Origin of the sequence: Streptomyces ipomoeae 91-03 (genome assembly GCF_000317595.1) — a bacterium.
Taxonomy (GTDB): Bacteria; Actinomycetota; Actinomycetes; order Streptomycetales; family Streptomycetaceae; genus Streptomyces; species Streptomyces ipomoeae.
This window is the reverse complement of record NZ_AEJC01000414.1, coordinates 1-21,758: the sequence shown is the minus strand read 5'-3', so window position 1 is coordinate 21,758 and position 21,758 is coordinate 1. Positions and strand designations below refer to the sequence as shown.

General features: G+C 68.3%; 14 protein-coding genes. 3 read left to right on the top strand and 11 right to left on the bottom strand.

The features are described from left to right. Positions 1 to 25 precede the first annotated feature (25 nt). Positions 26 to 1,525 carry a stealth family protein gene (locus STRIP9103_RS27320; protein WP_009324670.1) on the bottom strand — a complete coding sequence of 500 codons (1,500 nt, stop codon included), beginning with the start codon at positions 1,523 to 1,525 and terminating at the stop codon, positions 26 to 28. 588 nt (positions 1,526 to 2,113) lie between these two features. Between STRIP9103_RS27320 and STRIP9103_RS27315 the strand changes: the two genes are divergently transcribed. After that, positions 2,114 to 3,214, top strand: a complete 1,101-nt coding sequence (locus tag STRIP9103_RS27315; RefSeq protein WP_048821072.1) for an LCP family protein — start codon at positions 2,114 to 2,116, stop codon at positions 3,212 to 3,214. Positions 3,215 to 3,371: 157 nt separating this feature from the next. Here STRIP9103_RS27315 and STRIP9103_RS27310 read toward each other — a convergent pair whose 3' ends face one another. Next, positions 3,372 to 4,493, bottom strand: a complete 1,122-nt coding sequence (locus tag STRIP9103_RS27310; protein ID WP_009324649.1) for a PLL family lectin — start codon at positions 4,491 to 4,493, stop codon at positions 3,372 to 3,374. Between the two features lie 226 nt (positions 4,494 to 4,719). Here STRIP9103_RS27310 and STRIP9103_RS27305 point away from each other — a divergent pair, with 226 nt between their 5' ends. After that, entirely contained in the window at positions 4,720 to 5,085 is a 366-nt protein-coding gene (locus STRIP9103_RS27305) for a PIN domain-containing protein (protein WP_048821071.1), read from the top strand. 21 nt (positions 5,086 to 5,106) lie between these two features. On the opposite strand, the gene STRIP9103_RS27300 is transcribed toward STRIP9103_RS27305, so the two are convergent. The 9 genes from STRIP9103_RS27300 to ngcE form a co-directional block, all read right to left on the bottom strand. Further along, entirely contained in the window at positions 5,107 to 6,648 is a 1,542-nt protein-coding gene (locus tag STRIP9103_RS27300) for an amino acid permease (protein WP_048821070.1), read from the bottom strand. 181 nt (positions 6,649 to 6,829) lie between these two features. Next, a complete protein-coding gene (dxs, locus tag STRIP9103_RS27295) occupies positions 6,830 to 8,749 on the bottom strand; it encodes a 1-deoxy-D-xylulose-5-phosphate synthase (protein ID WP_009324658.1) in 1,920 nt (639 codons plus the stop codon). Between the two features lie 295 nt (positions 8,750 to 9,044). Next, positions 9,045 to 10,391 carry a sugar ABC transporter permease gene (locus STRIP9103_RS27290; RefSeq protein ID WP_009324615.1) on the bottom strand — a complete coding sequence of 449 codons (1,347 nt, stop codon included), beginning with the start codon at positions 10,389 to 10,391 and terminating at the stop codon, positions 9,045 to 9,047. Continuing rightward, the gene (locus STRIP9103_RS27285; protein ID WP_078614060.1) at positions 10,388 to 11,179 is read right to left on the bottom strand and encodes an ATP-binding cassette domain-containing protein; all 792 of its coding nucleotides are present in this window, start codon (positions 11,177 to 11,179) and stop codon (positions 10,388 to 10,390) included. Before STRIP9103_RS27285 ends, STRIP9103_RS27290 begins: the two co-directional genes overlap by 4 nt. Before the next feature lie 220 nt (positions 11,180 to 11,399). Beyond that, on the bottom strand, positions 11,400 to 12,485 hold the full coding sequence (locus STRIP9103_RS27280) for a sugar ABC transporter substrate-binding protein (protein ID WP_009324681.1): 1,086 nt from the start codon (positions 12,483 to 12,485) through the stop codon (positions 11,400 to 11,402). A 137-nt stretch (positions 12,486 to 12,622) separates the two neighbouring features. Then, positions 12,623 to 13,822: an ROK family transcriptional regulator gene (locus STRIP9103_RS27275; protein WP_009324685.1), complete on the bottom strand. Its 1,200-nt coding sequence runs from the start codon at positions 13,820 to 13,822 to the stop codon at positions 12,623 to 12,625. A gap of 183 nt (positions 13,823 to 14,005) precedes the next feature. Beyond that, positions 14,006 to 14,929, bottom strand: a complete 924-nt coding sequence (locus STRIP9103_RS27270; RefSeq protein WP_009324666.1) for a carbohydrate ABC transporter permease — start codon at positions 14,927 to 14,929, stop codon at positions 14,006 to 14,008. A gap of 4 nt (positions 14,930 to 14,933) precedes the next feature. Then, complete coding sequence (locus STRIP9103_RS27265; RefSeq protein WP_009324694.1) at positions 14,934 to 15,860, bottom strand: carbohydrate ABC transporter permease; 927 nt, start codon at positions 15,858 to 15,860, stop codon at positions 14,934 to 14,936. An 85-nt stretch (positions 15,861 to 15,945) separates the two neighbouring features. Beyond that, positions 15,946 to 17,421, bottom strand: a complete 1,476-nt coding sequence (gene ngcE / locus STRIP9103_RS27260; RefSeq protein WP_009324689.1) for an N-acetylglucosamine/diacetylchitobiose ABC transporter substrate-binding protein — start codon at positions 17,419 to 17,421, stop codon at positions 15,946 to 15,948. 494 nt (positions 17,422 to 17,915) lie between these two features. Between ngcE and STRIP9103_RS27255 the strand changes: the two genes are divergently transcribed. Further along, positions 17,916 to 21,728 (top strand): GH92 family glycosyl hydrolase, encoded by a 3,813-nt coding sequence (locus tag STRIP9103_RS27255; protein WP_009324683.1) that lies wholly within the window; start codon positions 17,916 to 17,918, stop codon positions 21,726 to 21,728. Positions 21,729 to 21,758: the final 30 nt, after the last annotated feature.

Below are 21,758 nucleotides of genomic sequence, written 5' to 3'. Positions count from 1 at the left end.
CCGTTTCATCGCTCGTGGGGGCCGTTCATCGCTCGTAGGGGCTCGGGGTGGGGAAGTACGAGTTGAGGAATCCGTCGAGGAGTTCCTGCTGGGCCTCGATGTCCTCGGGGGTGGAGAAGGCGTCGTTGAGGCAGAAGGTGTCCTGGTTCCTGCCGTCGAGCAGCCGTTGCAGACGGTCCGCGAGGTCGGGCACGGCCAGCTGCAGATAGGTGAAGGGCATCGAGCCGGGCTGGGCGCGTCCGGTGAGCGCCGCGTAGTAGAGCGCGAACGACGAGGTCGGCGACAGGTCGGTCATCGCGCGGAAGCGGCTGGCCGCCGTACGCGCCCAGGCCTCGGGGAAGTCCCGTTCGGCCTCTTCCATCGCCGAGCGGCGCAGGGCGTACGGGATGTGCTCCATCGGCTGGGTGATGACCTTGCCGAATCGTTTCAGTAGAAGCGCGCGGTTGTTCTTGCAGGCCGCGTCGACCGGGGTGTCGGTCTCGACGACCGGGCCCTGCGGGATGCGGTTGCGGGAGGGGAAGTAGCGGGCGGTGCCGGTCGGGGTGAAGAAGGCGTGCGGCGCGACCGGGCGGCCCATGAACATGTCGTCGTTGAAGTACAGGAAGTGCTCGGCGAGGTCTTCGATGTGGTGGAGCTGGCTCTCGATCGAGTGGGAGTTGAAGGTCGGCAGGTCCGCCGGGTCGCGGAAGATCTCGCGGTGGCTCGCGATCCGCAGCCCGGGGACGTCCTCGCGCAGCCAGGCCGGGACCTGGTCGTCGGTGACGATGTAGATGTTGCGGATCCAGGGCGCGAACAGATGCAGGGACCGCACCGAGTAGCGCAGCTCGTCACGGCTGATGAAGCGCGCGTCGCTCGCCGACTCGGCGTGGTAGACCTCGCCCTTCGCCTGCGCCTTGCGCCGCTGCCAGGCGGGGTCGTTGCCGTCGACCCAGGTGTAGACGGCGTCGACGGGGAAGTCGATGTCGTCGGCGCAGTTGACCAGGAACTCCGGCCGGGTGGCGAGTGCGGGGGCGAGGGCCCCCGGGGTCCAGTCCGACACGAAGCGGCTGAACAGCCGGGCGGCGCCGTACACGTTGGCCCCGTTCGCCATGACGGCCCAGGTGGCGCGGTTGGCGCGGGGGGCGATCAGATGGTCGCCGTGCGGCTGCCAGAACTCGATGGCGCAGCCGTACTCGTGGCCGAGGAGCAGATGCCGGCCGGGGTCGGTGCGGTACCAGCTGATCTGGAGCACCCGTGCCGTGGAGACCCCGCGCCAGGCCTTGGGGTCGCGCGTGGAGACGGGGCGGGCGGGCCGGGGCACATCGGGGTCGATGACGCTCAGATGGCCGGGGTAGTGGCCGAGGCCGCGGAAGACGGCGCCCAGCACCCGGTCGCGGTCCTGCTCCGCGACGGCGACGACGGTGCCGTGGTCGGAGGTGCCGCGTACGGCGAAGTACGGGACGCCGACCGAGTCGAGCAGCGAGGTGAGGGCGTTGCGGTTGGCCTCGCGGGCCGCCAGCGGAGTCAGGCCCGGTTCGACGTACACGTCTCCGCGCTCGGCGGCGACCGCGGGGTTCGGCGTGTGGCCGGAACTCGACTGCGAAGCGACGGCAGGAGCCCGTCGAGAATGGTTCGAACCACCCGTCGTCCGTTGGACGGCGGGCTCGGAAACGGTTGTCACGCGCGCTGCCCCTCATGGGCCGGAGCACTCAGCGGCACAGCCAACCCCTCTTCCTTCCCGCCCCGGCCTGACGCCGACGACGAGAGCCCCCGCTGGTCACCCGCCTTCGTGCCCCCCGGCTCGAACAGTGACCACTTGCACACCGACAGCACTGTCGGCGCCCTTCACAAAAAATTCAACCTTGCACAGGTTGGACACATCATCACGATCAAATCGGCCAACTGTCAACAGCAGGCAAAAATGACAGAAAACACACAGCACACGCGACCGCGAACGAACTCCCGGTAACAGGCAAATGAACCGGGGGCCGCTCGCCCCCTCCGAGGGTCCGTCTATAGTTCGAACACATTGCGACGTGTCGAACAGTCGCGCGGGCCCGGCCTCTCCCCCACTCGTGCCCTCACTCAGTCGTACTCCCGGCATCGAGCCGCGCAACGAGAGGAACCGAGGCGCATGACGCACGCCCTGACGGAGCCGGAAGAGACCCGCAGATCCAGGCGTGCGCCCTCGAGTCGCCGGGCCAAGCCCCAGCGGGGGCGCCGGGTGTGGCGCTGGATCGGACTGGGCCTCGTCGTCCTCGTACTGGCCGCGGGCGGCACCGGGTACTGGCTCTACAACGACCTGAACGGCAACATCGACGGCGTCGACCTCGACAAGGCTATCGGCGACGACCGCCCCGAGAAGCTGCCGACCTCGGGGCAGAACATCCTGGTCCTCGGCTCCGACTCGCGCTCCGGCGCCAACGCCGACCTCGGCACCGGCGATGTCTCCGGCGCCCGCTCCGACACCGCGCTGGTGATGCACATACCGGAGGGCCGCACCGAGGCCGTCGCGGTCAGCATCCCCCGCGACACCCTGGTGACCCGGCCCGAGTGCACCAAGGAGGACGGCTCCACGCTCCCCTCCGCGAAGCGTGTGATGTTCAACTCGGTCTACTCGCTGGCCGGACCGGCCTGCGTGGTGAAGACCGTGGAGCAGATGTCCGGGGTCCGCATGGACCACTTCGTGGAGATCGACTTCGCCGGCTTCAAGGGGCTCGTCGACGCGATAGGCGGCGTCACGGTCACCGTCGACGAGGCCATCCACGACAAGTCCAGCGGCCTCGACCTGGACGCGGGCACCCACAAGCTCGACGGCACCCAGTCCCTCGCCTTCGTCCGCACCCGGCACGGCGTCGGCGACGGCAGCGACCTCGGCCGTATCGGCCTCCAGCAGCAGTTCATGATCGCCCTGCTGAGCGAGATCAAGGAGCAGGACCTCCTCGGCAGCCCCACCAAGGCGTACAGGATCGCGGACAGCCTGACCGAGTCCCTGACCACCGACTCCGACCTGGACTCCCTCACCAAGCTCGCCGACTTCGCCCGCAGCATGAACGGGGTGGACCCCGCCACGATGGAGACGATCATGCTGCCGGTCGAGTACGACAAGACCGACCCCAACCGGGTCGTCGCCGCCGAGCCCCAGGCGAGCACCCTGTGGAAGGCACTGGCCCAGGACAAGGAAATCCCGGAGTCGGCGAAGAAGTCACCGGCGACGGGGGGCGGCGCCTCGTAACGGGGACCGCGCCCCGTAAGGGGCGCGGGGCTGTATCCATGTGCGGCTCCGCCGCGTGGGCGCGACCAGCCACGTACCACCCGCACTCGCCACTCCACCTGACACGGCAGACGCCTGGGCGGGCAGTACGTAGCCGGCCGCGCCCAAGTCCCTGTCGTCAGACGCGTACCGAGGGCGCCAGCGCCAACCCACCCTCGTCGTTCTGCGTGGCGATCCGCAGCGCGCCCTCCGCACCGATCACTCCGAGCACCACACGCCCATACGCGTCCCGGGCCAACGCGGGCGCCCCCACGCAGCGTTCGCCGGTGGGCGACCACCACAGGCCGGCCTGTTCGTTCTCCGTGCCGCAGGCGGCCAGCATCACCTGGCCCTCGATGTCGCGGTGGGCCAGCACCGTGCAGTCGTAACCGTCGAGCGGCACGCGCAGCACGGCGACCGGGCCCTCGGCCGGTGCCCCGCCCAGCGGGATCACCCAGCCGCCCGGGCGATGGGCGACGATGCCGCCGGTGGCGGGGTCGGTCCAGTAGTACGTGGCCCGGTCGGGCGCGGTCTCCAGGCCCACCGCGCTGCCGCGGAGCACGGCGAGCGGGATGGTGGGCGCTTGGCGGAAGTCGCCGCCGGGCTTGTCCTGCGTCCACCGCATGATGAGGTCCTGACCCCCGACCATCGCCTCGACATGACCCGAGGCATGGCTGACCACGGCCACCGGGTCCTGCACCAGGCTGCCCTTGAGGTCGGTCCACGGGCCCCACTTGCCGCCGGGCAGCTCCCTGCGCAGCATGACGCCGCCGCCGGCGTTGCGCGCGAAGACATGGACGGTGCCGTTGGCGCTGACCGCCCCGGTCGGCATCCCGAAGCGCGCGGCCTTCTGCCGGTCCTTGTGCGGATTGCCCAGCGAACGCCACTCGCTGACGGGCCGCCCGGTCTGGTACTGGATGGCGTGCACGATGTCCACGGCGGGCGGACCGTCGGCCTTCTCGACCTCGCGACGGCCGAGGAAGTGCACGTAGGTGTCCGCGCCCTGGACGATGTGGATGTCGGTCAGATCGGGCGCCGGGAGAACGTCCGGGCCGGTCCACTGCGCGCCTCCGGGCCGGGTCTGCGTCCAGCGCAACAGACCCGCGCGCCCGCGGGCGTACGCGGTGAGCCTGCCGTCCTTGCCGAGGACGAGCCAGGAACCGGCGGGCGTCGCCTCGGCCGTGTGCCGCTCGCCCCCGCCGTTCACCGAGGTGTGGGCCGCCGCCTTCTGGGCAGCGGCGCGCCCGGATCTGGTCCGCATGACGTGACCTGCCCTTCCCATGACGCTCGGCGCGGCTCCCCGGCCGCCTTCTCGCACGGGTACGCGGAAGGCCGAGCGCCCCCATCATAGGATGAACGTTTTACCAACCCTGCGTGACGGTCGGGCATCCTCCCCTGCCGGTCGTGCGTTCCTCCCTGCCGGTCCGGCGTCCCTCCCTGTCGATCCGGCATCCTTCCCTGTCGGTCGGGCATGCGACCCTGTCCCCATGGAGGACCCCCTGCTCGTGATCGTCGACGCCGCCAACGTCGTCGGCTCCGTACCCGACGGCTGGTGGCGCGACCGCCACGGCGCCGCCGAGCGCCTGCGCGATCGGCTCGCCCGGGACGGGGTCCCCGGCCGGGAGGAACCGGTGGAGATCGTGATGGTCGTCGAGGGTGCGGCGCGCGGGGTGGAGTCCGTCCCCGGTGTACGGGTCGACGCGGCACCCCGCAGCGGTGACGACCGCATCGTCGAGTTGGCCGCCGGGCGTGGTGGCCGTCCCTGTGTGGTCGTCACCGCCGACCGGGAACTGCGGCGAAGGGTCACGGAGTTGGGGGCGGAGGTGCTGGGGCCGCGGGCGGTACGGGGATGAGGGCAGCACGACTGCCCGCGGTCATGAGGCCCCCCGGCCCACCCCTGCTCGTCCCCCGTCCCCCTTCATGACGTCGCCCACCGTGACTTCCTCCCGGCGGCCCAGGCGGCTGTGGGACCTGCCGTAGAGGAAGTAGACGAGGAAGCCGGCGGCCATCCAGCCGGCGAAGCGGAGCCAGGTCTCGGCGGGCAGGTTGAGCATCAGCCACAGCGAGGCGCACACCGACAGGATCGGGATCACCGGTACCCACGGGGTGCGGAACGCCCGGGGCAGATCGGGGCGGGTGCGGCGGAGGATGATCACGCCGATCGCGACGACCACGAAGGCGAACAGCGTGCCGATGTTCACCAGTTCGGCGAGCTCGCTCAGCGGGGTGAAGCCCGCCAGGATCGCGATGACGACACCGAGCAGGATGGTCGGCCGGTGCGGAGTCTTGAACCGTGGGTGGACGTGGGAGAAGAAGCGGGGCAGCAGCCCGTCGCGGCTCATCGCGAAGAAGACCCGGGTCTGGCCGAGCAGCAGGATCATGCAGACCGTGGTCAGGCCGACGGCGGCGCCGAAGCTGATGAAGCCCGCGAACCACGGGTGCCCGGTGGCCTTGAAGGCGTCGGCGAGCGGCGCGGTCACCGACAGCTCCGTGTAGTGCTGCATACCGGTCACCACGATCGACACCGCCACGTACAGGGCGGTGCAGATGACGAGGGAGCCGAGGATGCCACGGGGCATGTCGCGCTGCGGGTTCCTGGTCTCCTCGGCGGCCGTGGCGACGACGTCGAAGCCGATGAAGGCGAAGAAGACGACCGAGGCGGCGGTGAAGACGCCCATCACACCGAAGTTGGAGGGCGCCCAGCCGAACAGCAGCTGGATGAGCGGGGACTGGAGGCTTTCACCGGCCGGTACGTCCTGCGCCTTCGGGATGAACGGGTCGTAGTTGTCGCCATGGATGAAGAAGGCGCCCGCGATGATCACCGTGAGGACGACGGTGACCTTGATGGCGACGACCAGCGAGGTGACCCGCGCGGAGAGCTTCGTGCCGAGCACGAGGATGGCGGTGAGGACCAGGACGAGCGCGGCGGCGAGGATGTCGAAGCCGAACCCGTGGGCCCCGTCCCGTGTGCCGAGCGCCGCCGGCAACTCCCAGCCCGCGTTGGCCATCAGCGAGTGGATGTACCCGGACCAGCCGACCGCCACCACCGCCGTCCCCAGCGCGAACTCCAGCACCAGGTCCCAGCCGATGATCCAGGCGGGCAACTCACCGAGCGAGGCGTACGAGAAGGTGTACGCCGATCCGGCGACCGGGACCGTGGAGGCGAACTCGGCGTAGCAGAGGGCGGCGAGCGCGCAGACGACGCCCGCCACGACGAAGGCGAGGGCGACGGCGGGCCCGGCGTTGTTCTTGGCGACCGTGCCGGTGAGGACGAAGATGCCGGTGCCGATGATGACACCGACACCGAAGACCGTCAGATCCAGCGCCGACAGGGATTTCTTGAGCGCGTGTTCCGGTTCCTCGGTATCGAGGATGGACTGCTCGACCTTCTTCGTCCTGAAGAGTGTGCTGCTCACGGGGGTACCTCCCACGCTTGTCGTCCTCGACATGATCGAGTGGGGGCGATGGGGGTCCCCCCGGTCGAGCGAAGCGAGACTGGGGGAGCGTATGCCCCGGCGCAGGTGGTTTCACGCGAAGGGGCCGGTATCACCACCGTAAAAAATGGAGATACCGGCCCGAGCGGCCCAGCGGTGTACGTCAGTCGCGTGCGGGTTCCACCTCGGCGGACGCGGCGTCGAGCCGCCCGTCGAGCTTGGAGACGAGCCCGGTGACCTGGCGGGCGATGTCGGGTGCCGTGAGCCCGATCTCGGCCATGACCTCGGCGCGGGAGGCGTGGTCGAGGAAGCGCGGCGGGATGCCGAAGTCGCGCAGCGGGATGTCGACGCCCGCGTCGCGCAGCGCCTGCGCGACGGCCGAACCGACGCCGCCGACCCGGGAGTTGTCCTCCACGGTGACAACCACACGGTGCTTGTCCGCGAGGGGGGCCATGTGCTCGTCGACGGGCTTGACCCAACGCGGGTCGACGACGGTGGTGGTGATGCCCTGCTTGTCGAGCAGATCGGCGATCTCCAGGCACATCGGCGCGAGGGCGCCGACGGAGACGAGGAGTACATCGGGCTTGTCGGTGCCGGGCTGCCGCAGTACGTCCATACCGCCGACACGGCCCACGGCGGGTACGGCGGGGCCGACGGCGCCCTTGGAGAAGCGCACCACGGTCGGCGCGTCCTTGACCTCCACGGCCTCCCGCAGCTGCGCCCGCACCTGGTCGGCGTCACGCGGCGCGGCGAGCCGCAGCCCGGGCACGACCTGAAGGATCGACATGTCCCACATGCCGTTGTGCGAGGCACCGTCGGTGCCGGTGATACCGGCGCGGTCCAGTACGAAAGTCACACCGCACTTGTGGAGGGCGACATCCATCAGGACCTGGTCGAAGGCGCGATTGAGGAATGTGGCGTACACCGCGAAGACAGGATGCAGACCGCCGGTGGCGAGGCCCGCCGCGCTCACGGCGCCGTGCTGCTCGGCGATGCCGACGTCGTAGATCCGGTCCGGGAAGGTGTCCGCGAACTTCTTCAGACCGACCGGCTGGAGCATCGCCGCGGTGATCGCCACGATGTCCTGGCGCTCCTTGCCGAGCTTCACCATCTCGTCGCCGAAGACGGAGGTCCAGTCGGCGCCCGAGGCCTTGATCGGCAGGCCCGTGTCGGGGTGGATGGGGCCGATGCCGTGGAAGCGGTCGGCCTCGTCCTGGAGGGCGGGCTGGTAGCCGCGGCCCTTCTCGGTGAGGCAGTGCACGATGACCGGCCCGCCGAACCGTTTGGCGCGCGACAGCGCGGACTCCAGCGCCTCGATGTCGTGCCCGTCGATCGGCCCGACGTACTTGAGCCCCAGGTCCTCGAACATGCCCTGCGGGGCGATGAAGTCCTTCAGCCCCTTCTTGGCTCCGTGCAGGGTGTCGAAGAGCGGCTTGCCGACGACCGGGGTGCGGTCGAGGATGTCCTTGGTGCGGGCGAGGAAGCGCTCGTAGCCATCGGTGGTCCGCAGCGTGGCCAGGTGGTTCGCGAGCCCACCGATGGTCGGCGCGTACGACCGCTCGTTGTCGTTGACCACGATGACCAGCGGGCGGTCCTTGGCCTCGGCGATGTTGTTCAGCGCCTCCCAGGCCATGCCGCCGGTGAGGGCGCCGTCACCGATGACGGCGACCACGTGGTCGTCGCGTTCGAGCACCTGGTTGGCCTTGGCGAGCCCGTCGGCCCATCCCAGGACCGTCGACGCGTGGCTGTTCTCGATGATGTCGTGCACGGACTCGGCCTGCGAGGGGTAACCGGACAGGCCGCCCTTCATCTTCAGCTTGGAGAAGTCCTGACGGCCGGTGAGCAGCTTGTGGACGTAGGACTGATGGCCCGTGTCCCACAGCACCTTGTCCTTCGGCGAGTCGAAGACGCGGTGCAGTGCGATGGTGAGCTCGACCACGCCGAGGTTCGGTCCGAGGTGACCGCCGGTCTTGGACACCGCCTCCACGAGGAAGGTCCGGATCTCCTCCGCCAGCTGGTCCAGCTGCTCCAGACTGAGCCGGTCCAGATCGCGCGGTCCCCTGATGCGGGTCAGCAGCGGCACCCGTGCCTCCTTGCGATAGTGCTGTTCGAGCGTTGCCGGGCTCGTCGAAGTCTAATGTTCCGCGCACAGGGCCAACCGCCGGGCGGCCGACCCCACGTCACGCGAACGGCCGTAAACCATCCTGCACAGCAACCTCGGAACGAAACGTCCGGTGCGAAAAAGAAGCGCCCGGCATCAGGATTGATGCCGAGCGCGTGTTCTATCGAGCCAACCGGAGCGCCCTGAAGGGGCGCGGGAACTGCGCGACCGGCCAAGAACGACCGGCACTCGCAAGCCCACCGCGCCCCTACGGCGTCTAGGCGCGTCCCGCCGCCTTCTGACTCTTGCGGGAAACGGAGTCGATGACCACGGCGCCCAACAGAACCGCACCCGTGATCATGTACTGAATCGACGTGTTCATGTTCAGCAGGTCAAGACCCGTCTGAATCGACTGGATCACCAACATACCCAGCAGCGCCGACCACACCGAACCCCGTCCACCGAAGAGGCTCGTACCGCCGATGACCGCGGCGGCGATCGCCAGCATCAGGGTGTTGCCGCCACCGGCGGAGAGCGTCGCGCTGGCGGTCTGACCGGCGAAGAACATACCGCCGACCGCCGCGAAACCGCCGGAGATGGCGAACACGGTGATCCGGATCATCGGCACGTTGATACCGGCGCGACGGGCTGCCTCGATGCCGCCGCCGACCGCGAAGACCTTGCGGCCGTAGGTCGTACGACGCAGCACGAAGTCCACGATCACCAGCGCCGCGAGGAAGATCACCAGCGCGTTGGAGACACCGGCCGAGTCGTTGAGTACGGCGGCGGCGACGAAGGACGCGATGGCGAGCACGCCGACGCGCAGCAGGATCTCGCTGGTCGGCCGGAACGGCACGCCCGCGGCCCGGCGGCGGCGCTGCTCGTTGAAGTTGCCGACGAGGGTGAGCACGACACCGAGGCCCGCCAGCAGATACGCGCCGATGATGGCCTGGTCCATGAAGAAGGAGCTCTGGCCGAGCAGATGGACCGGACCCGTGTCGGACGGGATGTTGATCGTGCCGCTGTCGCCCAGCAGCCACAGCATCAGACCGTTCCAGCCGAGGAAGCCGGCCAGGGTGACGACGAACGCCGGCACACCGATCCTGGCGAAGAACCATCCGTGCAGCGCGCCGATGGCGACGCCGGTGAGGATCGCGAGGATCAGCGACAACCAGGCGTTCATGCCGTGGTTCACCACGAACACGGCGAACAGGGTGGAGGCCAGACCGCTGACCGAACCCACCGACAGATCGATCTCGCCGAGCAGCAGGACGAACACCAGGCCGATGGCGAGCATGCCGGTGGCCGACAGGAAGTAGCTGATGTTCGAGAGGTTGTCGGCGCTGAGGAAACGGTCGTTCTGCAGCTGGAAGATCGTCCAGATGACGATCAGTCCGATGACGACCGGCAGCGAGCCCAGCTCGCCGCCCTTCACCTTGCGCTTGAACTCGGTGACGTAGCCCTTGAGGCCCTCTTCCCGGACCAGCAGCCGCGGGTCGACGACGGTCACGGGCGCGGCGGTCGGGTCGTCGGCGGGGGCGACGGTGGCCTGCGCCTCGACGACGCCCTCGGTCTTCGTGCTCTGGGCGGATTCGCTCTTCACGGTCTTCGACGTGTCGCTCACTTTGCCGCCTCCGCGGTGCGCCGCCCCGCACGACGGGTCACGGCGTTGTCCGTGGCACCCGTGATGGCGGCGATGATCTCTTCATGGCTGGTGTCCTTCACGGAGAAGGAACCGTTGTTCTTGCCCAGGCGCAGGACGGCGACGGTGTCCGCGACCGCCTTGACGTCGGCCATGTTGTGGCTGATGAGGATGACGGCGAGGTCCCGTTCACGCAGCCGCTCGACCAGGTCGAGGACCTGCGCGGTCTGCTCGACGCCGAGGGCGGCGGTGGGCTCGTCCAGGATGACGAGCTTGGGGTCGCCGATCAGGGCGCGGGCGATGGCGACGACCTGGCGCTGACCGCCGGAGAGGCTCGCGATCGGGATGCGCACGCTCGGGATCCGGATGGAGAGCGTCGACAGCAGCTCGCGGGCCTTCTGCTCCATCGTCACCTCGTCGATGACGCCCCGGTGCAGCAGTTCGCGGCCGAGGTAGAGGTTGCCCACGACATCGAGGTTGTCGCAGAGCGCGAGGTCCTGGTAGACCGTCGCGACGCCGAGTCCCTGGGCGTCGTGCGGCTTGTTGATCCTGACCGGGCTGCCCTGCCACTCGATGACGCCGTCATCGATGGGGTGGACACCCGCGATCGTCTTGACCAGCGTCGACTTACCTGCGCCGTTGTCGCCCACCAGGGCGACCACTTCTCCGGCGTGGACCTCCAGATCGACGTCGGTGAGTGCCTGCACAGCACCGAATCGCTTGGAGACTCCGCGCAACGCCAGCACGGGCGTAGCGGACACGTGAACCATCTCCTTCGCCGCCTGACCGGCGGGGATGCCGCGCTTGTGATCAGGCGCGGAGGATTGTGCGAAGCCAAGAGGCGAAAGCCCAGAGACTGCCGCACGAGGCTTACAAGATGAACATGCGTAAGTCCGTCGCGCTGGGCGACGGTTCCGTCCGACGCCCGCCCCGGAAGCGGGGTCTGAAAGGTGGGGCGGGCGTCGGACAGGCTATGCGGGGCCCGAGTGTTTACTCGAGGCCGGCCTCCTTGCAGGCCTTGGCGTACTCGGCGGTGCAGATGTCGGCGACGGTGTAGAGCTTGTCCTTGACGACCGTGTCCTTGATGTTGTCCTTGGTCACGGACACCGGGGTCAGCAGCTTCGCGGGCACCTTGTCGCCGGAGCCGCTGGTCACCGTGGTGTCGGCCAGGGACTTGATGTCCTTGCCCTCAAGCAGGTTGACCGCGAGCTCGGCGGCGGTGTCGGCCTCGGGCTTGTAGGCCTTGTAGACCGTGGCGGACTGGGTGCCGGCGACGATCCGCTGGATGGCCGCGAGCTCGGCGTCCTGACCGGTCAGCGGGATGTTGCTGATCTTCGCACCCTTGAGGGTGTTGGCGATGCCACCGGCCATGCCGTCGTTGGCGGCGTAGACGCCCGCGATGTTCTTGGCGCCCAGCTGGGTGATGGCCGCGGACATCTTCTGGGCGGCGACGGTGTCCTTCCACAGGCCGGACTGCTCGTAGGCGATGTCGACCTTGCCGTCGAGGACCTTGTGGGCGCCTTCCTTGAACTGGGCGGCGTTCGGGTCGGCGTCGTCACCGTTGATCATGACGACCTTGGACTTGGCGGTCGCCTTGTCGCCGAGCGCGTCGAGCAGGGCCTGGCCCTGGAGCTCGCCGACCTTGACGTTGTCGAAGGAGACATAGGCCGACACGGGGCCCTGGGCGAGGCGGTCGTAGGCGACGACCTTGACGCCCTTGTCCACCGCGGACTGGATGGAGGACTTGATCGCGGCGGAGTCCTGGGCGGAGATCACGATGACCTTCACGCCCTTGGTCACCATGCTGCTCATCTGCTGGGCCTGCTTGGCAGGGTCGGCCGCGGCGTTCGCGTACTGGACGTCACAGTCGGAGCACAGCTCCTTGACCTTGGCCTCGAAGTACGGCTTGTCGAACTTCTCGTAGCGCGCGGTGACGTTGTCGGGCAGCAGCAGACCGATGGACTTGCTGTCCGAGGCGCTGCCGCCGTCGGAGTCGTTGTCGTCGCCGGCCTTGCCGCAGGCGGCCACGGAGAGCGCCAGCGAAACCGCGGTGGCGCCGATCACGACTCTACGCATCGTTGCGTTCATTTTGGGTTGTGCCTCCCTGACACGGGCCGCAGCACTGCGGCCGAGGTGGCTGGAAGTCAACTCGGCCATACGTGCGACGTCAAGAAGTAAATCCTTAACGGCTTGGCAACGGCGTGTTTCGTTCTCTAAGTGAAGGCAGGGGTTGCTGCGGACAAGGTCCCGTCCAAAAGGGTTGAATCACCCATTTCACTGAGGGCCAGGGCGAGGGCCCCCAGGACCTCCGCCCGTCCGCCAAGCGCCCCTGGCAGCACCGAGAGTTGGCGTGCGGCACTCGGAATCGCGTACCGGCCGACCGACTCCCTTATGGGTCCGAGCACCAGTTCCCCCGCCTCGGCGAGATCACCACCGAGGACCACGCGGCTCGGGTTCAACAGATTGCAGAGATTGGCCACTCCACTTCCGATGTGTCGGCCGACGTCGGCGACCACCCGACGGCAACCCGGGTCGCCGTCCCTCGCCAACCGTACGACCCCTTCCATGGTCAAGTCGGTGCCGTGGCTGGACTGGAGGAGCGGCAGCACATGGCGTGCGGCGGCGAAGGTCTCCAGGCACCCACGGTTGCCGCAGCGGCAGACCGGGCCGGACTCATCAAGAGTAATATGCCCGATTTCTCCGGCTGTGCCACCCGGGCCTCTGTAGATCTTGCCATCGATCACCAGTCCGGCACCAACGCCACTGGCCACCTTGATGTACGCCAGGTCCCGCACCCCTCGGCCGCTGCCCCAGACCAGCTCGCCGAGGGCGCCGAGGTTGGCGTCGTTGTCCACGTGCACCGGGACGCCCAGACGGTGGCGCATCTCGGCGGCGGGCTTGGTGCCGGTCCAGCCCGGGAGGATGGCGGTGGAGCCCAGCGTCCCGGACTCCACGTCGATCGGGCCGGGCACACCGAGACCCAGGCCGGCGATCTTCGTACGGTCCACGCCGGTGGCGTCGATCAGGCGGTTGACCAGCTGCTCCGCCCGGTCGAAGCCCTGGGCCGAGGAGGCGTCCACATCGAGTGGCTCGGACTCCTCCGCCAGCACCTGATGAGCGAGATTTCCGATCGCGACGCGCAAATGGGTGTGCCCGAAGTCCACGCCGATCACGATCCCGGCGTCCCCGCTGAGCGAGACCGCACGGGCCCGCCGGCCGCCCGCCGAGGTGGGGGTGACCTCGACGGTTCCGCCGTCCTTGAGTTCGCGCACGATGTTGGAGACCGTGGCCGCGGACAGGCCGGTCGTCCTCGCGATCTCCGCCTGCGTGAGCGATCCGGCGAGGCGTACCGCCCGGACGACGCGTTCGAGATTTGCTCGGTGCAGCGACGACTGCGATCCCGGAGTCTCCACGACGACCTCCTGCGCACGGGGCCGCGTCGGCGAGGCCCCGTCTATGTCCAAGTAGTGAACTCTAAGCTGAGCCGTTCGGGCTGCCTCCCGTCAAGAGGTTGAACCGTTTCGGTACCTGCGCGCACACTGAGAGTGCCGCTCCCGTGGAGTCGGAGCGGCATGCTCATGTCTGATTCCGCAGCGTTACTTCAGCGCCCCCGCCGTCAGCCCCTGCACCACCTGCCGCTGGAAGACGATGTACGCGGCCAGCACCGGCAGCATCGCCATCACCAGACCGGCGAAAAGACCTGACCAGTCACCCTTGTAACCCTGGCTGACGGCCAGTTGGACCAGGCCCTGGGTGAGGACGCGCTTGTCCGGATCGGTGTTGAGGACCGTGGGCAGCATGTACTGGTTCCACTGGCCGAGGAAGTTGAAGATACCGACGCTGATCAGGCCCGGCTTGGCCATGGGCAGCATGATCTGGAAGAACGTCCTGGTGTGCGAGGCGCCGTCCACGAAGGCCGCCTCCGCCACCGATGCCGGCAGCGTACGGAAGAACGCCGTCAGGAAGAACACCGTGAAGGGCAGCGAGTACGCGATGTAGACCAGGATCAGGCCGTGGATCGTGTTCAACAGGCCCATGTTGTTCACGACGTAGAACAACGGGACCAGCGCGAGCATGATCGGGAAGCTCATGCCGCCGATGAACAGGTAGTAGATGAACCGGTTGCCCGGGAAGTCGAAGCGGGCCAGCACATACGCCGCCATCGAACCGAGCACCAGCGTGCCGATGAGTGAACCGCCCACCACCAGAAGGGTGTTGAGGAAGTAGTCGCTCATGTTGGCCTGGGTCCAGGCCCGTGACCAGTTGTCGAAGTGCAGCTCGTCCGGCAACGACCAAGGTGAGGCGAAGATGGAGCGGTCGTCCTTGAAGGACGTCATCACCGCCCACACCAACGGCATCACGACCATGATCGCCCAGATGATCAGGATCCCGTGCGAGAAGACGTTGAGGGTGGTGCCCTCCTTCTTCTCCCTCCGGCGCGGCCCGGCCGGACCGTCGACCTTGGCGACGGGGGCACCGGACTCGGCCGGTACGGGGGCGGGGGTCTCGGTCGTCTTCATCAGTTCAGTACTCCAGCCGCTCGCGCCGGCCCAGCCGCATCACCACGGCGGCGAAGGCCAGCGTGACGACGAGCAGGGCGACGCCGATCGTGGTGGCGTAGGCGGCCTGACCGTCACGGAACGCCTTCTGGTACACGTACAGGACCATGACGGTGGTCGAGTAGTCGGGGCCGCCGGGTCCGGTGGTCATGATCCCCACGACCGCGAACGACTCGGCGCCGAGGGCGAGGATGCCCATGTAGACCCAGCCGGACTGCACCGTGTCCCACAGCAGGGGCAGGGTGATCCGGAAGAACGTGGTGGCGCGGCCGGCCCCGTCGAGCAGCGCGGCCTCGTACAGATCCGCCGGGATGGAGGCCATGCCGGCGGAGAAGAGGACCACGAAGAAGCCGACCGTGGACCAGACGAGGACCGCCATCACGGCCCACAGGGCGAGGTCCGGGTCGCCCAGCCACAACGGCTGGACGCCGTCGAGCCCGATGCCGCGCAGGATCGAGTTGATCGCGCCGCTGTCCGGGTTGTACGCGAAGGCGAACAACAGCGCGACGATCGCGATCGAGAGCACCTGCGGGAAGAAGTAGACGATCTTGTAGAAGGACGAGCCGCGGACACCGGTGACGACCGGGCCGCCCCTGCGGTGCCGTCCCCCCACGTTGATCATGAAGGCGAAGAACAGCGCCAGACTGATCGTCACCAGCGGCAGCACCAGCGCGAACAGCAGACTGTGCTGCAGCGACTTCCAGAAGATCTCGTCGTCGAGCAACCGTTCGTAGTTGGCGAAGCCGACCATCTTGAACTCGGGGCTCAGACCGGTCCAGTCCGTGAACGAGTAGTAGATGGACTGGATGAACGGCCAGACGACGAAGAGCGCGTAGAGCCCCAGGGGCACCGCCAGGAACCCCACGATGAACCGGTACTTGCCGTGCTGCATTACCACCGACCCCGATCTGCGCGTGGACCCAGCCGCCAGGGCCCGCCCGGGCGGAGCACTCCGGGCAGGCCCTGGCGACCATTCCTCACTGGTGCTTGTAGTGCTTGATCGACGAGTCCTTCGCGGCCGCGTCGGCGAAACCCTGGATCTTCTTGATGGCCTCGGCCGGGGTGAGCCGGCCGGCCATCATCTCGCCGAGCCCCGCCACCCCGATCTGCTCCTTCTGCAACTGCACGTACCAGTCCTGGAGACGCGGATTGACCACGTTGTCGCCGGCCTTCTCCAGCGCCGCGACACCGGACTTGAGGCCGGGGGTGAGGGAGATGCCGTCGGTGCCGCCGTTGTACGCGGTCAGCGACTTGACCTTGCTGGTGAAGTTCTTCGAGGACGCCTCGCTGAGCATGATGCGCAGCTGCTCCATGCCGCCGGTACCGTTCTTCGCCTTGGCCGGGACGATGAAGGGCTCGCCGCCGGAGGCCCAGATGGTGCCGAAGGGCAGCTTGTCGGAGCTGTCGATGCCGGTGGGCGCGGAGACGGCGAGGCCGAAGTCCTTCGGGATGACGTTCGCCGATTCGTTCTCCACCCAGGAGCCGTTCGGGATGAACAGCGCCTTGCCCTCGGCCCAGGCGGTCTGCGACTGGATGTGGTCCAGTCCCGGGGTGCCCTTGAGGATGTAGCCCTTGGCGTAGAGCTCGTAGTAGGCGTCGAAGCAGGCCTTGACCGCCGGGTGCTTCCAGGCGTTCGGCTCCAGGTTGTCGATGGCGTCGAGCACCTCGCGGCCACCGACCTTGCCGATCATCGGGTAGAGCGAGAAGGGGATGTAGTACGGGTACTTGCCCGCGTACGTCCAGCCCGCCATGCCCTGCTTCTTGGCCTTCGCGCAGACCGCGAGCATCTGGTCCCAGGTCTCGGGGTACTGCTCGTCGAGCGAGTCCAGCGCCTTCTGCGAGTACCAGACGCCGTACACCGTGTAGGCGTAGTACATGATCCAGACCGGGTCGCCGTCGAACTGGCCCATCTCCACGACGCCCGGGCGCAGAGTGTCGCGGACCTTCTTGTCCGGGTCGTCGTAGGACGGGGCGTCGAGGAGCGGAGTGAGGTCGGCGAGCTGGTTCTTGCCGACCAGGACGCCCATGTCCATCTGCTCGGCGCCGGAGTTGTCGATCAGGTCCGGCGGGGTGCCCTGATTGAAGCGGGGCTGGAGCGTGGACTGGATCTTCTGGGTGGCGGAGAACTTCACCTTGGCCTTGGGGAAGTTCTTCTCGTAGATCTTCACCGCATCCTCGGCGTACTCCTTGCCGAAGCCGCCGTCGAACAGCACGAATTCCATTTGCGCGCTGTCGTTGACGCCGAGCGGGTTCTTCGCCGTTTTCTCCCCCGCCTCGGCCTTTTCCTCGCCGCCTCCGCCGCTGCTGGCACACGCGGACAGGAAGCTCATCGTGGGGACGGAGATCAGGCCCAACGCGGCGGAGCGCCTGATCAGATCGCGGCGGCCGACGCCTCCGGGGTGGGTACTGCCATGACCCCCGGGGCCGTTGTTCTCGGCGGTAGTGGATCCCATGCTCAAGTCCTCGCCTTCTCCAGGACTCAGGCGGTGAACCGGATCCTCCCGGCACCGCGGTCGGTTCAAGCTGGGGTCGTGCGTGAGGATTCAACAGGGGCGAGGCCGCGTCCGCGCGTGTTGACACGTGGCGACCAACGGTAATTCCCCCAGGTCGTGCCTGCCCACTCCTGTGCGACCACTATGTGGACGCCGACAGGTATAGTCCACTTCCCGCCAGGGGAGCAAGATCGAATGCAAGGTTGGTCGTCGGTCTTTTCCGAGTTGAGACCTCTCGGAAATATGAGCGCCCTTGCGCCACCCGACCGAAAAATCCTCGCCATTCGATCCGGATGGCGCGCTCAACACCCTTGACACCACTTGTCACTTGAACCACTACTGGTCCCTGCGCAGGACGATCGACAACGTTGTCCATTGCTGATCACTCATTGATCACTTCTCGATCATTTCTTGATCGAACGCAGTCTGATCGGACGTAGGGAGGGTGCTCGCTGATGCGGCACAGATGGCGGCACGGGCGGGGTTCCACGGCGGCGCTCGGCGCCGCCACGTTCGCTCTGGTGGTGGCCTCCCAGGGGGCGGCCATCGCGTTACCGGACCGGCCGGCGGCAGCGGAACGGGAGTTCGCCTCCTCGTTCGAGTCGGGTGAGCCGGCGCCGGACTGGACCGACACCGTCGACACGGCACCCGACGGCTCCTCCCGGGCGTCCGGTGTCGACGGCGGCTACAGCACCGGCATTCCCGGCAACATCACCGACCGGGTCACCGAGATCCGGGCGAGCGGGGAGAACACGAGCGGCGGCGAGGTGAAGGAGAACCTCGTCGACGGCGAGCCCGGCACCAAGTGGCTCACCTTCCAGCCGACCGGCTGGGTGGAGTTCGACCTCGACAGACCGGCCAAGGTCCTGACGTATGCGCTGACCTCGGCGAACGACTTCGAGACGCGCGACCCGAAGGACTGGACCCTCCAGGGCTCCACCGACGGCAAGGCGTGGACGACCCTCGACACCCGCTCCGGGGAAGGCTTCGCCGAGCGGTTCCGGACGAAGTCGTACGACATCCCCGGCGACGCGGTGGCCGAGTACCGGCACTTCCGCCTCGACATCACGAAGAACAACGGTGCCTCGACCATCACCCAGCTCGCCGAGGTGCAGTTCTCGACAGGCGGCGGCCAGGCGCCCGCGCCCAAGGAGATGCGCTCGCACGTCGACCGGGGTCCGAACGGCTCGGCCACCGCGAAGGCGGGTGCGGGCTTCACCGGCAAACGGGCCCTCGGATACGCGGGCCGGCACACGGCAAACGGCCGGGCGTACTCGTACAACAAGGTCTTCGACGTGGATGTGGCCGTCGAGCGGGACACCGAGCTGGCGTACCGGATCTTCCCGTCGATGGCGGACGGCGATCTGGACTACGACGCCACCCACGTGTCCGTGGACCTGGTCTTCACGGACGGCACCTCCCTGAGCGAGCTGGGGGCCGTGGACCAGCACGGATTCCCGCTGTCGCCGCGCGGACAGGGCGCGGCGAAGATCCTCTACGTCAATCAGTGGAACGACGTGGTCTCACGGATCGGCTCGGTCGCCGCGGGGAAGACCGTGGACCGGATCCTGGTGGCGTACGACTCCCCCAGGGGCCCGGCGAGGTTCCGCGGCTGGCTCGACGACGTGACGCTGCGGGTCCGGGCACCCGAGCGGCCGAAGGCCCACCTCTCCGACTACGCGGTCACCACCCGGGGCACCAACTCCAGCGGCGGCTTCTCCCGGGGCAACAACTTCCCCGCGACGGCCGTACCGCATGGCTTCAACTTCTGGACGCCGGTCACCAACGCGGGCTCGCTGAGTTGGCTGTACGACTACGCCCGGGCCAACAACGCGGACAACCTGCCGACCATCCAGGCGTTCAGCGCGAGCCATGAGCCGAGCCCCTGGATGGGTGACCGGCAGACCTTCCAGGTGATGCCGTCCGCCGCGTCCGGCACCCCGGAGACCGGTCGTACGGCACGGGCGCTGGCCTTCCGGCATGAGAACGAGACGGCCCGGCCGTACTACTACGGGGTGCGCTTCGAGAACGGCGTCAAGGCCGAGATGGCCCCCACGGACCATGCGGCGGCGCTGCGCTTCACCTACCCCGGTGACGACACGAGCGTGATCTTCGACAACGTCACGGACCAGGCCGGGCTGACGCTGGACAAGGACGCCGGGGTGGTGACCGGGTACTCGGACGTGAAGTCCGGCCTCTCCACCGGGGCGACCCGCCTCTTCCTCTACGGGGTGTTCGACGCGCCGGTGACGGGCGGCGACTCGGCCGGGGTGAAGGGCCACCTCCGCTTCGACGCGGGCGCCGACCGCAGCGTGACGCTCCGCCTCGCGACCTCCCTCATCAGCGTCGACCAGGCCAAGGACAACCTCCGCCAGGAGATCCCGGAGGGCACGGGGTTCGAGACGGTACGGGACCGGGCGCGGGCCCAGTGGGACCGCGTCCTCGGCAAGGTGGAGGAGGTCGAGGGCGCCACCCCGGACCAGCTCACGACGCTGTACTCCAACCTGTACCGGCTGTATCTGTACCCCAACTCCGGCTTCGAGAAGGTCGGTGCCGAGTACCGGTACGCCTCGCCCTTCTCCCCCATGCCCGGCCCGGACACCCCGACCCACACCGGCGCGAAGATCGTCGACGGCAAGGTGTACGTCAACAACGGCTTCTGGGACACCTATCGGACGACCTGGCCCGCGTACTCGCTGCTGACACCCGGCCAAGCGGGGGAGATGGCCGACGGCTTCGTCCAGCAGTACAGGGACGGCGGCTGGACCTCCCGCTGGTCCTCCCCCGGCTACGCGGACCTGATGACGGGCACCTCGTCGGACGTTGCCTTCGCCGACGCGTACGTCAAGGGCGTCGACTTCGACGCGAGGGCCGCGTACGAGGCCGCCGTCAAGAACGCCACGGTCGTCCCGCCGTCCTCCGGCGTCGGCCGCAAGGGCATGGCCACCTCGCCCTTCCGCGGCTACACCAGCACCGACACCCACGAGGGCCTGTCCTGGGCGCTGGAGGGCTACCTCAACGACTACGGCATCGCCCGGATGGGCCAGGCGCTGTACCGGAAGACGGGCGAGAAGCGCTACAAGGAGGAGTCCGCCTACTTCCTCGACAGGGCCCAGGACTACGTCCAGTTGTTCGACACGAAGGCCGGCTTCTTCCAGGGCCGCGACGGCGACGGCGACTGGCGGCTCGACTCCACGAAGTACGACCCCCGTGTCTGGGGCCACGACTACACGGAGACCAATGGCTGGGGCTACGCCTTCACCGCGCCCCAGGACAGCAAGGGCCTGGCGAACCTCTACGGCGGTCGCGGCGGTCTGGCGAAGAAGCTGGACACCTACTTCGCCACTCCGGAGACCGCCTCCCCCGACTTCGTCGGCTCCTACGGCGGCGTCATCCACGAGATGACCGAGGCGCGTGACGTACGGATGGGCATGTACGGCCACTCCAACCAGGTCGCCCATCACGCGATCTACATGTACGACGCCGCCGGTCAGCCGTGGAAGGCGCAGGAGAAGGCCCGCGAGGTGCTGTCCCGGCTGTACGTCGGCAGCGACATCGGCCAGGGCTACCACGGCGACGAGGACAACGGAGAGCAGTCCGCCTGGTATCTGTTCTCCGCGCTCGGCTTCTACCCGCTGGTGATGGGCAGCGGCGAGTACGCCGTCGGCTCCCCGCTGTTCACCAAGGCGACCGTCCACCTGGAGAACGGCGAGGACCTGGTGGTCAAGGCACCGAAGAACAGCGCGCGGAACGTGTATGTGCAGGGGCTGAAGGTCAACGGCAGGGCATGGAGGTCGACTTCGCTGCCGCACGCGCTGATCGCGAAGGGCGGGGTCCTGGAGTTCGACATGGGCCCGAAGCCGTCGCGGTGGGGCACGGGTGAGAGCGCGGCACCGGTGTCGATCACGAAGGACGACAAGGTGCCGTCCCCGCGCGCGGACGCCGTAAAGGGCGACGGGGAACTGTTCGACGACACATCGTCGACGAAGGCGTCGGTGACGAGTGTCGAGCTCCCGACTCCCGTCGGCGCCAAGGCCGTTCAGTACACCCTGACCTCGTCCGACCGCACCGAAGCACCCACCGGCTGGACCCTCCAGGGCTCGGCGGACGGCACCACCTGGCAGACCCTCGACCGCCGCACCGGCGAGTCGTTCGCCTGGGACCGCCAGACCCGCGCCTTCTCGGTCCCCGCACCGCGCACGTTCCGGCACCACCGACTGGTCCTCGACGGGCCGGCGACGCTGGCGGAGGTGGAGCTGCTGTCCTGACGCCGGTGCGAAGGCACTCGGGCAGCCGAG